A 13029-nucleotide genomic window follows, 5' to 3' on the forward strand; every position below is an offset into this window, starting at 1 on the left:
CGAAGCCTACAAGTCGGATACGTTCAAGAGCGCCATCCGCGGCGACAAGTTTTACGCCGGTGTCGTCCTGCCGGATTATTTCAACTAGCAGGAGGCCCCGATTGCCTGCGCCCGGTCACAGGATGCCGGGCGCAAAGCGGTTTGACTCGCGGAAAAGGTCAGCTAGGCTGTCCGAAGCGTGACGCCACGCTTTGGGATCGAGGGGCATGATCTTTCGCGTCATCCTGGTTCTGCTGTCGATGGTCGCTGCCGGTCCGCTGGCGGCGCAGGCGCCGTCCAGCTTTGAGATCGCCGCCCGCGCCCGCGGCACCCCCGACATTCCCGGCCTCAACATCGTCTGGCTGACGCCGTGGGGCGATCTGGCGCTGGCGCGCGAATGGCGCAACATCGTCGTGCATCAGAGCGAAGGCTCGGCCGGTTCGGCCTATCGCGGCGCGCTGGCGCAGATGCAGCGGCCGAACCGCCGTGGCACCACCATCTGGGTCGAGACCGACGGCACGGTGTACTGGGCGGTAGCGGAGTTCGCCGTGCCCATCCACCTGCGCGACGGCAACCGCAACGACAACAAGTTCATCGACAATGCCGGCACCTACGGGCAGGTCGATAACGCTTCCTCGATCGGCGTCGAGTTCGTCGGCAACTATCCCAATGTGCGCCGCCCCGCCACCGACGCGCAGACCGCCGCCTGGCGCATCCTCTTCCGCGTGCTGCAGGTCCGCTACAATATCCCCAACGAGCGCGTCTATGCGCACAACTGGGTCGACTACAAGGACGACCGCTATTGCGAGGGCTGCGAGCTGGCGCGGCTGGCACGCACGCAGAACCTCGACAATGTCGCCCACGCCGACAAGACACCGTAGAATTCAGAAGCAGAGATTGCTGACGACGTTGCCGCGCTTGTCCTTCAGCACATAGGGGCATTCGAGCCGCTTCAGCGCCGCCTTGGCGTCGTCATTGCCGAGCGCCGCCGATCGTTCATAATAGGCTTTCGCCGCGGCCTTGTCCTGCGGCCCGCCAACGCCACTTTGCGCGAACGCGCCGATCCGCTCCAGCGCCGCGGCATGGTTCTGCGCCGCCGCCTTCTCGAACAGGCCGCGCGCGGCGACCTCGTCCCTGGGACCGCCGCTGCCTTCCGCCAGCATCATGCCGAGCTGATACTGCGCCTCCGGGTTGCTCTCCGCAGCCTTCGCCAGCAACGCACGACCGCGCGCCGGATCGGCCGACGCTCCGCCGGAGACCGCGGCGAGATTGGCGACGCCGCGCGGATTTCCAGCCTCGGCCGCCCGTTCGAACAGTTTTCGCGCCTGCGCCTCGTCCTTCGGCACGCCGGTCCCGGTGCCATACATCACTCCGAGTTCGACCATCGCCGAGGTGCTGCCCTTGTCGGCCGCCTTGCGCCACGCCGCCATCGCCTCAGCCATCTGCGCATTGGCGGCAAAAGCCCGGCCGAGCTGGTATAGCGCGCGGCGCGAACCGCCGCCGGCGGTGCGGCAGAACTTGATCGCGGTGGCGATGTCCGCTTTGGCGATCTCCGCAGCGCCGCGCACGTCGGCTGGCTTGTCGGGGTCGGAAGGATCTGCGGCGAGGCGATCACACAGCACGAGATCGGCGGATTGCGCCTGCGCACGCTCCGTCGGCAGCACCAGCGCCATCACAAGACCGGCAATGCAGCAGGCAGCAATTCGGTTCATCTTCACATTGGGCATCCGCATGGTCGTTGCCGCAACCCTATGGCGGTGCCCCCGTGCCGACAAGCGCGGGGTGTTTTCGACATTGTGATGACATGGCGGTGCAACGCTGCGTCCCTGTAGCAGCGCTCGCCAAATCGCCCTCCCCATGCCACTTCTGTCCATATTGCATCGCAGCATACAGGCTGCGAGTTCGGAACTGACATGATCTCCAAACCCATCCTGGCGCTTGCCGCCGCCTCGTTCGGCATCGGCACCACCGAATTCGTCATCATGGGCCTGCTGCCAGACGTGGCCGGCGATTTTGGCGTGACCATTCCGCAGGCTGGCCATCTCGTCTCCGGCTACGCGATGGGCGTGGTGGTCGGTGCGCCATTGGTCGCGATCGCCACCGCCGGCCTGCCGCGCAAGACCGCTTTGCTGGCGCTGATGGCGGTGTTCATCATCGGTAATCTCGGCTGCGCGCTGGCGCCGACCTACGGGCTGCTGATGGCTGCGCGGATCGTCACGGCGTTCTCGCACGGCGCCTTCTTCGGTATCGGCGCGGTGGTTGCGCGCGATCTGGTGCCCCGCGAACAACGCACGCAGGCGGTGTCGCTGATGTTCGCAGGCCTCACCCTGGCCAATGTGCTCGGCGTGCCGTTCGGCACGGCGCTGGGACAGGCCGCCGGCTGGCGCGCGGCGTTCTGGGCGGTGGTGGCGATCGGCCTGATTGCAGGCCTCGCTATCATCCGGTACGTGCCGTCCGGCCTGCCCGGCACACGCGGCGGCCTGACCCGCGAATTCCGCGCGCTCGGGCGCTGGCCGGTGCTGTTGCCGATGCTGATCTCGACCATCGCCTCGGTCAGCATGTTCAGCCTGTTCACTTACATCACACCGCTGCTCGAAGAAGTCACCGGTCTCACGCCGCACGGCGTCACCGGCGCACTGCTGGCGATCGGCGTCGGCCTCACCATCGGCAACCTGGTCGGCGGCCGCCTTGCCGACCGCAACCTGCTCGGCACGGTGATCGGGGCCTTCGTCGGCGTGATGTTAGTACTGGTCCTGCTGGCGCTGGCGATCCAGTCGGCGGTGCCGACGCTGATCCTGCTGATCCTGTGGGGTGGCCTCGCCTTCGCACTGGTATCGCCGCTGCAGATCTGGGTCGTCGATGCTGCCACCGACGCACCGAACCTGGCCTCGACCCTGAACCAGGGCGCCTTCAATCTCGGCAACGCGGTCGGCGCCGGGATCGGTGGCGCCGCGCTGAACGCTGGTGTGCACTATGCGCAACTGCCGCTGCTCGGCGCGATGGTCGCGGCCGTGGCGCTGGCATTGACGCTCAGCACTTTCGCCAACCGCCGCGTGATGCCGGTGCAACTGCGCCCGGCGGAGTAGCGCGCCGCAACCTGCTATTTGACCGCCTCGGTCAGGGCATGGCTGAGCTCCAAGGAGACCGCGCGCGTGCTCCATTCGCTCTGGTGCAGTCGGGCTTCATCGGTCGGATCGGTCATGCGGTCGAAGGAGATGCCGTCGATCTCGTGCCAGTACTGCATTAGCGAGAAGCGCCGGAACAGTTGCAGGTTCTTGTCGGGCCGCGCCGCCACGATCTCGGCGATCCGCTCTACCATCGCCAGCGTCGCCTCGCGTTTCTCCGGCCACAGCAACGCGGGCGCATATTGCAGATCCATCACCAGCACATCGATGTCGGGCGTGCAGATGGCGTCGAGCCCCTTTTCGATCGCCGCCGCGACCTGTCCGCCGGCATAGTTTTCTTCGTGAAAAATGGCGTTGGTCCCCACCTGCCAGATGATCATCGCCGGCTTCTCTGCAGCGGCTTGGCTAAGGCGTTGCAGCTCCTCGGGCGCTTCTTCGCCGCCGACGCCGCGGTTGATCACATCGATCATCTTGCCATGGGTTCTCCGTAGCGCCCATTGCAGCCAGCACGGATAGGGCAGGATATCTTCCCTGCCCGCGGTCGAGGACGACCCGACGGCGATGATCCTGACGGGAACATCGCTCTCGATAGCGTGTTTAAGGTTGGGAAATTCGCGGGGAAAGCGCACCACGTCGGCAGGCGTTTTCGGCTCCGACATGCGCACCCCTCCGTTGACGAACCACCCCGGTCACCTCTTGCGTCCGCACGCGCGACCTGTTCTTTTTCTATCAATTGTCGTGCCTGCCGTCGAAGGAAACCGCATGACCGGAAAAATCATCGTCGTCACTGGCGCCTCCGGCGCGCTCGGCCGGACAGTGGTCGAGATGGCGCTCGCCCGCGGTGCGACCATTGTCGCGATCGACCATACCGCCAAACTGCCCGCCTCCACGCCGCAACTCCTGCAGATCGGCGGCATCGACCTCGCCGATGCCGCACAGGCCGGCCAGGCGATCGCAGCCGCCGCGACACATTTCGGAGGGATCGACGTCCTGCTCAACATTGCCGGCGCGTTTGCGTTCGAGAACGTCGACGGCGGCAGCAATGATAGCTGGGAGAAGATGCACCGGCTCAATCTGCTGACCGCGCTGAACGCCTCTCGCGCGGCGATCCCGCATCTGGGAGCGGCGGGTGCGGGGCGGATCGTCAATATCGGCGCCATCGGTGCGCTGCAGGCCGGCGCCGGGATGGGACCCTATGCGGCCTCGAAAGCCGGCGTGCACCGGCTCACGGAAGCGCTGGCCGCCGAACTGAAGGGCAAGGTCACCGTCAACGCGGTGCTGCCCTCGACCATCGACACGGAAGCCAACCGTCGCGACATGCCGAACGCAGACTTTTCAAAATGGGTGACCGCGAACGAACTCGCCGAGGTGATCCTGTTCCTGGCCAGCGACGCCGCCAGCGCCGTCACCGGAGCGCTGGTCCCGGTCGCCGGGCGGGTATGAAGCCGCGACCGCCGCAGAGATTGACGGCGGCCATCTTTGATCCTGGACAAACTCGCATACCGTTGCGCCGAGCAGAGTGAACGCCGCATAAAAACATCTGCGACCTTCACTCAAGGATTCTCCGTGGCCCTGCGGCATAACAGTTTTGCCTTTACCGCCTTTCTCGGTTCCTTGACCGCGTTACCGCCGCTGTCGATCGACATGGGACTGCCGGGCCTGCCGGCGATTGAAACCACCTTTGCTGACGCCGCCGGAAACGGCCCGCTGACGCTCAGCCTGTTCCTGGCGGGCTTTGCGAGCGCGCCACTGATCTGCGGTCCGCTCGCCGACCGCTTCGGCCGCCGCGCGATCCTGCTTGACGGGCTGCTGCTGTTCTCGATCGCGGCCGGCGCCTGTGCATGGGCGCCATCGTTCACCGTGCTGCTGGTGTGCCGTATGCTGCAGGGACTTGCCGCAGGCGCCTGCGCCATCCTGCCGTTCGCCATCGTGCGCGACGTGTTCGAGCACGGCACGGCGCGGCATCAGCTGTCGCGGATCGCAGCGGTGGTGGGGATCGCGCCGATGTTCGCGCCGGTGCTCGGCGGCTGGGTGATGAGTTTCAGCGGCTGGCGCATGATCTACGCGGCACAGGCAACCATCGGCCTGCTGCTGCTGATCGTCGCGATCAGCAGCGTGGAAGAGTCGCAGCCGGTCGCGATGCGGCGATCGCTGAATCCGGCGAAGCTGTTCGACAGCTACCGAAACGTCCTGACGGATCGCGCTTTCGTCGGCTACACCCTGCTCTACGCCTGCGCCTTTGCTTGCATGTTCAGCTTCGTCTCCGGCGCACCATCAGTCCTGATCGGAAGCCTGGGCCTCTCGACCACCGCGTTCTCGTTGCTGTTTGGAGTAACGTCATGCGGCGTGCTGGTCGCCTCGTTGGTCAGCGGGCAGCTCAGCAAACGCCATGTCGCGTCCCGCAGGATCGTGGCCTTCGGCCTGATGCTGATGGTCAGCAGCGCCGTAGCGGCGCTGGCGCTGGTGACAACCGCTGCGGTGGCGACGTGGACCTTGATGCCGCTGATGACGCTGAGCCTGTTTGCCTACGGCCTCATTGGACCGAGCACCACCCACGAGGCGTTGCGGAATCTGCCCCATGTCGCGGGCTCGGCGTCCGGCGTGATGCGCTGTCTGCAGATGACGATGGGCGCTTTCGCCAGCGCCCTGATTGCGATGCTCGAACCGTTCGGACATCCAGCGCTGGTGATGACGGGAATGATGGTTGTCATGGCTCTCAGCGCCGGCGGGATCTATCTGTGGCTGCTGCCTTCCGGCAGCGGCGGAAAACCGATCACGCAAGCGGGCTAACCACGGTCAACATGGCGGCAGGTCGGAGGCATTGCCTCCGATGAACCTCATGCCGCGACATCGCGCAAAAAAGCCCGGATAAGCGACTGTCCACCGTACTCGCAAAGCGAAGGCGTCAGTTCTCGTCCGGGCTTCAGAATAACCGGATCGCGGCGTTGCCGCCGCGATCCCTTGTCGATCAGGCCTTGTTCTTCTTCTTGCCGAACGCCGGCTTGAAGACGGGCTCCGCACCATCGCGCTTCGCCTTGGCGATGTAAGGCGGCTTCTCGGCGCGCGGCTTGTCGAACTTCGGCTTGCCCTCATAGCGCGGCTTGTCGCCCGCATATGGCTTGCGCTCGCCCTGCGGCTTGTCGTTCCAGGACTTCTCCTTGTAGGACGACTTGTCCTTGAAGTCCGGCCGGTCACCGTCCGACTTGTAGCTCGGCTTGCGCTTGGCATTGGAATAGTCGCGGTCTTCCGGGTTCGGACGGGATGAGGCGATCGCGCCTTCCGGGCCGTTCGGCAGCGGCTCGATGCGGATGTTGTCTTCTTTGTCCGGGCGCTTGACCATCACCAGGAACTTCTCGACCGCCGCTGCCGAAATCTCGAATTCGGAATTGGCGTCGTAGATCTTGATCGCACCGATGTCGTTCTTCTCGATGCCGCCGCGGCGGCAGATCATCGGCAGCAGCCAGCGGGCTTCGGCGTTCTTCTGCCGGCCGATGGCGGCGCGGAACCACATCGAGCCTTCGCCCATGCTCTCGCGCGGCTTCGACTTCGGCCGAACCGCACGCGGCTCGGTACGATCCTGGCCACGGGAGTCGCGGTCGTTGCGCGAATTGCCGCGATCCTCGCGGCCGCGGAACGTACCGGGATCCTGCACCTCCTCCGGCGCCGGCAAACGCGCGCGATAAAGTCGCGCCAGAGCGGCGGCGATATCTTCCGGCGAACGCTCGGCGAGCATCGCCTTGGCCAGCACCAGATCTTCCTCGGTGGTTTCCTCGGTGAACAGCGTGTCCTTCAACATGCGCTGCTGATCGAGGGTACGAATCTCTTCGACGGTGGGCGCAGAGCCCCACACGGCGTCGATGCCGCCGAGATTGAGCAGCAGTTCGGCGCGGCGCTTGCGCGCGGGCGGCACGAGAAGAACGCTGACGCCCTTCTTGCCGGCGCGGCCGGTACGGCCCGAGCGATGCTGCATCACTTCGGCGTCGTTCGGCAGATCGGCGTGAATCACGAGACCGAGATTCGGCAGATCGATGCCGCGTGCGGCGACGTCGGTGGCGACGCAGACGCGGGCGCGGCCGTCGCGCAGCGCCTGCAGCGCCGAAGTACGCTCGTTCTGGGTCAGTTCGCCGGAAAGGGCGACGACCGAGAAGCCGCGCTCCTGCAGCACGGTCTGCAAATGACGAACGGCGTTACGCGTGTTGCAGAACACGATGGTGCTCTGCGATTCGAAGTAGCGCAGCACGTTGACGACGGCGTGGTCGACGTCGTTCGGCGAAATGCGGATGGCGCGGTATTCGATGTCGGAATGGCCGCCGTCGGCGCCCGCGACTTCGACACGGAACGCCTGTTGCTGATACTGCTTGGCAAGCGCCACGATACCGCGCGGCAGCGTTGCCGAGAACAAAAGCGTGCGGCGGGTCGACGGCGTGGTCTTGAGGATGAACTCCATATCCTCACGAAAACCCATGTCGAGCATTTCGTCGGCTTCGTCGAGCACGACGGCCTTGAGCTGCGAGACATCGAGACGGTTGCGGCGAAGATGGTCACAGAGACGGCCGGGCGTACCGACGACGATGTGCGCGCCTTCGGCCAGATCGCGCTGTTCCTTGCGCGGGTCCATGCCGCCGACGCAGGAGACGACGCGCGCGCCGGCATATTTATAGAGCCAGGTCAGTTCGCCGTGCACCTGCAGCGCGAGTTCGCGCGTCGGGGCGACGATCAGCGCCAGCGGCAAGCCGGCCTTCGGCAGCTTCTCGGCGCCTTCCAGCAGATTGTCGGCAATCGCCAGACCGTAGGCGACGGTCTTGCCGGAGCCGGTCTGGGCGGAAACCAGAAGATCGCGTCCGGCAGCATCGTCGGCCAGCACGGCAGACTGCACGGGGGTGGATTCACTGTAGTTACGCTCAGCCAACGCGCGGGCGAGCGACGGACCTGTCGATAGAAATGTCACGGAGATTTACCTTGGTTGTGGACCGCTTGGCGGTCGGGACACGTCGGGATACTCGGGGACCAAACGGAAACGAATCTGCCGCCCTTCAAAATGGCGGTCACGTCGGGTCCAGGAGTCCGGTGCGTATCGGGATCGAGCGTGCTTTACGCTGCTTTGCAGCAAAACGCCAATCATTGCTGCCATGTGCGGACAAAAAGACGAAAATACCGCAATCAGAGCCGTTTATGCGCCCTTTTCAGGGAAATCGCGGCCAGGCGATCCAGCCGCCGAACCGGATCCCTGAGGCTGCCGCCGCGCGTGAACGGGGGTAGAGTCGCCTGGTGAGTCGCGGATTCCCCGCCATCGCCTCACGGATATCGCCTTGGAAACCACGCTTTACCTGCCGGTCAAAAACTTCCTCGAAGGCCTTGGCTTTACCGTCAAAGGCGAGATCGGCGGCTGCGACCTCGTGGCGATCAATGGCGACGACCCGCCGGTGGTGGTGATCGGCGAATTGAAGCTGACGTTCAACCTCGAACTGATCCTGCAGGGCGTCGAGCGCGCCGGCGCCTGCGACGAGGTGTGGCTGGCGGCAAAATTATCGATCCGCGGCAAGGGCCGCGAGAGCGACGCACGCTATCGCAACCTGTGCCGCCGGCTCGGCTTCGGCATGCTCGGAGTCACCGACGCCGGCAATGTCGAAGTGCTGGTGGCGCCGAACGCCGTCACGCCGCGGCGCAATCCGAAGAAGCGCTCGCGCCTCGTTGTCGAGCATACGAAACGGCTGGGCGACCCCGCGCTTGGCGGCAGCACCCGCGCGCCGATCATGACCGCCTATCGCCAGCAGGCGCTGGCCTGCGCCGCGATGCTGGCGCCCGGCCCGCGCAAGGTGCGCGAACTGACGCCGGACTATCCCGATGCGCAGAAGATCCTGCATCGCAACGTCTACGGCTGGTTTGTCAGCGCCACCCGCGGTATTTATTCATTGACCGACGCCGGCCATGCCGCGCTGAAACGCTGGCCGCAACCAGCGCGCGCCGTGATGGCGGCTGCGGAACTGGTTAAAAACTGAGCTTTCGCGGGAACGCGATTTGCATGGCTGTATTGTCGCAGTAATTCCATATTGCAATGCAATATGGGTTTCGTTACCTATCGCAAATCAACATGAGGCGAGTGATGAGCGAAGACTGGAATACGAAATACGGCACGCGTCGCGTCAAGCGCGATCCGCCGACCCTGGAAGAAGCCATCTTCGCCGCGATGGGCATTACCGAAGACCTCGACCAACAGGCCGAGATCGCCGCGTCCTTGATGGGCATGCCGCTCGAAGACGTGCAGAGCGAAGTGAAGAAGGCCAGCCGTATCTCGCTGCGCACGACGCGCGTGATCGCCGGCGAACCGGGCGCGCAGCGTTCGATCGTGGTGGAGCGCCGCGTGACGCGCAAATTCGGCAACGACAAGCGAATCTGATCCGCGCTTCGGTTGCCGACGGCAGGACGACAACGCCCTGCCCGCAAGGTTCTTCCCAGGAAGACTTGTTTTCAGAAAGGCGCCTTCTCAGGAAGGTTTGCGCATCCTGTACATCCCGAACCACAAGCTCCAATAGGCCCGGTTGTAGTCGGACACCGCGCGCGCGATGTCGAGCGCGGACGCGCGCGGCTGCGGAATCGCGCCGGGCACCGGCGCCTGCTGAAGATCGATATTTCCCGTGGATTCGCCGTGCCGGAATGACAGCTTCGCGCCGAACTTCCGCGCCAGCGCCCGCATCGCATCGTTTTGTGCGCCGGTGGTAATCCGCAGCGTGGGAAAGCCCATCGACCGCGCTTTCGCGATCAGACGGGTGAACAAGATCGAGCCGACGCCCCGCCGCCGCACGATCGCTTCGACCGAGAACGCAATCTCCGGCAGCGAGTCGGATGACAGATCGGCCTGGTGCAGCTCGGCCGCGCCGCGCACCACGTCGTGTTCGAAATAACCCAGAATGATGGTGCCGTCGCTGACGCACTTCGCGGCGTAGCGTTTCAGGAAATCATCGTCGAGCGAGCCGTTGAAACGGTCGCGCCGGCTATCCTGGTCAAGCCGCAACAGATGCTCGCGAAACAGGGGCAATTCACGGGCACTGAGAATGCGCACGACACCGGGGGCGGGAAACTTGGCAATCGCAACGTTCTGCATCGTGAAATCCTCGAAAGCGCCTGCGAGGAAAGCGTTCGAATCCCTGGTCCGGCAATGGAACCAATATTGTGCAACGCAGCATGCATTTCAAGAGTCTGCGCCGCCTCAATTGTCGGCATCAAAAGCCTCTGACGCGGCACGTCATGGTTAGCAAAGCCTGAACGCCCCGCCGACTACAACACCAGTTGGGTCTGCGTCACGATACCGACGAGCTTGCCATCCTCGCTCTCGATACGGGTCTGCCACACTTGGGTGCGACGCCCGACATGAACCGGCGTAGCGATCGCACGCAGCGTGCTGCCGGCCGCAGCGCGGCCGACAAAATTGGTCTTGCTCTCGATCGTCGTGGTGCCCCTGGCCTCCGCCGGCAGGTTGATCACGGTCGCCGCCGCCCCCACCGCATCGGCCAGCGCCATCACTGCGCCGCCATGGATCGAATGACCGAGCGTGCAAAGGTCCTCGCGCACCTGCATCGTCGCCACAACGCGGGTCGGTTCAGCCTCGGTGAAAATGACGCCCATCAGTTCGGAAAACGGCATCTTCATCCCGTTTATTTTGTCCAGCAAAGACATCGAAAGCTTGCTCCCTGAATGCCCCGTCGTGATCGCGGGGACTTGCCGGGAAATTTCGCGGCGAGGACGCATCGTGACAAGCGTTTTGTTTGGCTTCATATGATCCGATGCGCCATTTCCCGCCCCGCCGCATCGTCTGCCTGACCGAGGAAACCGTCGAGACGCTGTATCTGCTCGGCGAGCAGGACCGCATTGTCGGCGTCTCCGGCTATGCTGTGCGTCCAAAGCAGGTGCGGCGCGAGAAGCCGCGCGTGTCGGCCTTCATCTCTGCGGACGTGCCGAAAATCCTGGCGCTTGATCCCGACCTCGTGCTGGGCTTCTCCGACCTGCAGGCCGACATCGCCGCCGAATTGATCCGCGCTGGCATCGCGGTGCACGTCTTCAACCAGCGCGACATCGCCGGCATTCTGGCGATGATCCGGATGCTGGGGGCGATGGTCGGCGCCGCCGCGAAGGCCGAGCAACTGGCGTCGAGCTATGAGCTGCGCCTCGCGGACATAGCCAGGGCGTCGCGGCAAAGACTGCGACCGAAAGTATACTTCGAGGAATGGGACGATCCGCTGATCTCGGGGATCGGCTGGGTCTCCGAACTGATCGCCATCGCGGGCGGCGACGACGTGTTTCCCGATCTGCGATGGCAGAAAGCCGCGAAGGACCGCATCGTTTCAGCAGACGCCGTGCGCGAAGCGGCTCCCGACATCATCCTCGCCTCATGGTGCGGCAAGAAGGTCGTGCCGGAAAAAATACGGACACGACCGGGATGGAGCGACATTCCCGCGGTGCGCGACAATCGCATCGTCGAAATCAAATCGCCGCTGATCCTGCAGCCCGGCCCGGCAGCGCTGACGGATGGTCTGGATGCTATCGTGGCGGCGCTGTGGCCTGAGGGTTAGCACCGCTCCCCGGACGCGGTGCACTACGCGTCCGGGAAACCAGTTGTGCCTGAAAACTAGGCCTTCTCGACGCCGCACCATTCGGCGATGAACAATGCCGTCGCCTTGGTCGATTTGCGCAGCGACTCCAGATCGACATATTCGTTGAAGCCGTGCATTGCCTGCCCGTCTGCGCCGAAGCACAGGCTCGGGATGTCGTAGTTCAGGCCGTAGAACCGCGTGTCGGTGAGCGCGGTGAACACCAGGTCCGGCGTCGAGCCGCCATAGACCGTGTCGTAGCCCTTGGCGAACGCGGCTTCCGGTGCAGCGGCGTTCTTCAGCTCATAGCCCTCGGAGAGGAAGCCCGACCATTCGACTTCAGGGGGATTGTTCGACAGGAAGCGATGGTCGCGCGCGGCCTTGCTGATGCAAGCGAGGATTTCGGCTTGCGCGTCGGCAACCGACCAGCCCGGCAGGATCGAGATGCGGCAATCGACGTCACACCAGGCCGGCACGCTGGAGGCCCAGTCGCCGCCCTTGATGATGCCAGGGTTGAAGTTGATCGGGTGATTGACCGCCTTGAAGTGCACGTCGGACTCGGCGCGCTTGTTCCAGTCGATCTCGAGCTGCTCGACCGCCTCGATCAAATGATACGCCGCCTTGATCGCATTGGCGCCGGCGCCGGCTTCGAACACATGCACCGGGAAGCCGCGCACCTTCAAACGGAACCACAGCACGCCGACCTGCGAACGCACCATCTTGCCGGCAGTGGGTTCAGGAATGAAGCAGGCATCGGCGCGATAGCCGCGCTGCAAGGTGGAGAGCGCGCCGACGCCGGTCGACTCTTCCTCGATCACCGACTGGAAGTGAATGCGCGCCGTCGGCTTCAGCCCGGCGGCCTTGATCGCGTCCAGCGCGTAAAGCGCGCCGATGGTGCCCGACTTCATGTCGCAGGCGCCGCGGCCATACATCTTGCCATCCTTGATGATCGGCGAGAACGGCGGGTTGTCCCACATCTCCAGCGGGCCGGTCGGCACCACGTCGCAGTGGCCCTGCAGGATCAGAGATTTGCCGGTATTGGTGGTCGGCCGATAGGTGCCGACGACGGTCCGCGCCTTGGAGAAATCGTGCTCGATCGGGCCGAAGCCGCGCAGGTCCTTGAGATCCTCGACATCGATATGCCAGTCGTCGACCTCGTAGCCGCGCTCACGCAGCAAATCGCCGATCATGTCCTGGCACGGGCCTTCGGCGCCGCGGGTCGAGGGAATCGCAACGAAATCCTGCGTGGTCTTGAGCTGCGCGTCGAAAGCGGCATCGACGGCATCGAGGATTTTGCGGTGGAGGTCAGTGGCAGTCATACGATCTAGGCTCCGGGTCGG

General features: G+C 64.5%; 13 protein-coding genes. 7 read left to right on the forward strand and 6 right to left on the reverse strand.

From position 1 onward, the window contains the following. Nucleotides 1-206: 206 nt before the first annotated feature. Nucleotides 207-860 carry a peptidoglycan recognition family protein gene (locus JWQ24_RS09510; RefSeq protein ID WP_299806988.1) on the forward strand — a complete coding sequence of 218 codons (654 nt, stop codon included), beginning with the start codon at nt 207-209 and terminating at the stop codon, nt 858-860. 3 nt (nt 861-863) lie between these two features. Here JWQ24_RS09510 and JWQ24_RS09515 read toward each other — a convergent pair whose 3' ends face one another. Next, entirely contained in the window at nt 864-1652 is a 789-nt protein-coding gene (locus tag JWQ24_RS09515; RefSeq protein WP_299807032.1) for a tetratricopeptide repeat protein, read from the reverse strand. Between the two features lie 240 nt (nt 1653-1892). Here JWQ24_RS09515 and JWQ24_RS09520 point away from each other — a divergent pair, with 240 nt between their 5' ends. Beyond that, nucleotides 1893-3065 carry an MFS transporter gene (locus tag JWQ24_RS09520; RefSeq protein ID WP_299806990.1) on the forward strand — a complete coding sequence of 391 codons (1173 nt, stop codon included), beginning with the start codon at nt 1893-1895 and terminating at the stop codon, nt 3063-3065. Nucleotides 3066-3079: 14 nt separating this feature from the next. On the opposite strand, the gene JWQ24_RS09525 is transcribed toward JWQ24_RS09520, so the two are convergent. Then, nucleotides 3080-3763, reverse strand: a complete 684-nt coding sequence (locus tag JWQ24_RS09525; RefSeq protein ID WP_366521424.1) for an SGNH/GDSL hydrolase family protein — start codon at nt 3761-3763, stop codon at nt 3080-3082. A 103-nt stretch (nt 3764-3866) separates the two neighbouring features. Between JWQ24_RS09525 and fabG the strand changes: the two genes are divergently transcribed. Both fabG and JWQ24_RS09535 read left to right on the forward strand, forming a co-directional pair. Continuing rightward, the gene (fabG, locus tag JWQ24_RS09530) at nt 3867-4547 is read left to right on the forward strand and encodes a 3-oxoacyl-ACP reductase FabG (RefSeq protein ID WP_299806994.1); all 681 of its coding nucleotides are present in this window, start codon (nt 3867-3869) and stop codon (nt 4545-4547) included. A 123-nt stretch (nt 4548-4670) separates the two neighbouring features. Beyond that, on the forward strand, nt 4671-5894 hold the full coding sequence (locus tag JWQ24_RS09535; protein WP_299806996.1) for a multidrug effflux MFS transporter: 1224 nt from the start codon (nt 4671-4673) through the stop codon (nt 5892-5894). Between the two features lie 178 nt (nt 5895-6072). Here JWQ24_RS09535 and JWQ24_RS09540 read toward each other — a convergent pair whose 3' ends face one another. Next, nucleotides 6073-8052, reverse strand: a complete 1980-nt coding sequence (locus JWQ24_RS09540) for a DEAD/DEAH box helicase (protein WP_299806997.1) — start codon at nt 8050-8052, stop codon at nt 6073-6075. Nucleotides 8053-8413: 361 nt separating this feature from the next. Between JWQ24_RS09540 and JWQ24_RS09545 the strand changes: the two genes are divergently transcribed. Both JWQ24_RS09545 and JWQ24_RS09550 read left to right on the forward strand, forming a co-directional pair. Then, nucleotides 8414-9103 (forward strand): DUF2161 family putative PD-(D/E)XK-type phosphodiesterase, encoded by a 690-nt coding sequence (locus JWQ24_RS09545; protein ID WP_299806998.1) that lies wholly within the window; start codon nt 8414-8416, stop codon nt 9101-9103. A 104-nt stretch (nt 9104-9207) separates the two neighbouring features. Further along, nucleotides 9208-9501: a hypothetical protein gene (locus JWQ24_RS09550; protein WP_299806999.1), complete on the forward strand. Its 294-nt coding sequence runs from the start codon at nt 9208-9210 to the stop codon at nt 9499-9501. An 87-nt stretch (nt 9502-9588) separates the two neighbouring features. Here JWQ24_RS09550 and JWQ24_RS09555 read toward each other — a convergent pair whose 3' ends face one another. Together JWQ24_RS09555 and JWQ24_RS09560 are read right to left on the reverse strand one after the other, a co-directional pair. Next, nucleotides 9589-10206 (reverse strand): GNAT family N-acetyltransferase, encoded by a 618-nt coding sequence (locus JWQ24_RS09555; RefSeq protein WP_299807001.1) that lies wholly within the window; start codon nt 10204-10206, stop codon nt 9589-9591. Nucleotides 10207-10379: 173 nt separating this feature from the next. Next, on the reverse strand, nt 10380-10778 hold the full coding sequence (locus JWQ24_RS09560) for a PaaI family thioesterase (protein ID WP_299807002.1): 399 nt from the start codon (nt 10776-10778) through the stop codon (nt 10380-10382). A 107-nt stretch (nt 10779-10885) separates the two neighbouring features. Here JWQ24_RS09560 and JWQ24_RS09565 point away from each other — a divergent pair, with 107 nt between their 5' ends. Next, on the forward strand, nt 10886-11671 hold the full coding sequence (locus tag JWQ24_RS09565; RefSeq protein WP_299807003.1) for a cobalamin-binding protein: 786 nt from the start codon (nt 10886-10888) through the stop codon (nt 11669-11671). Nucleotides 11672-11727: 56 nt separating this feature from the next. Here JWQ24_RS09565 and JWQ24_RS09570 read toward each other — a convergent pair whose 3' ends face one another. Beyond that, nucleotides 11728-13008 (reverse strand): ArgE/DapE family deacylase, encoded by a 1281-nt coding sequence (locus JWQ24_RS09570; RefSeq protein ID WP_299807005.1) that lies wholly within the window; start codon nt 13006-13008, stop codon nt 11728-11730. Nucleotides 13009-13029 lie beyond the last annotated feature (21 nt).

The organism is Tardiphaga sp., from assembly GCF_028290495.1.
Lineage (GTDB): Bacteria > Pseudomonadota > Alphaproteobacteria > Rhizobiales > Xanthobacteraceae > Tardiphaga.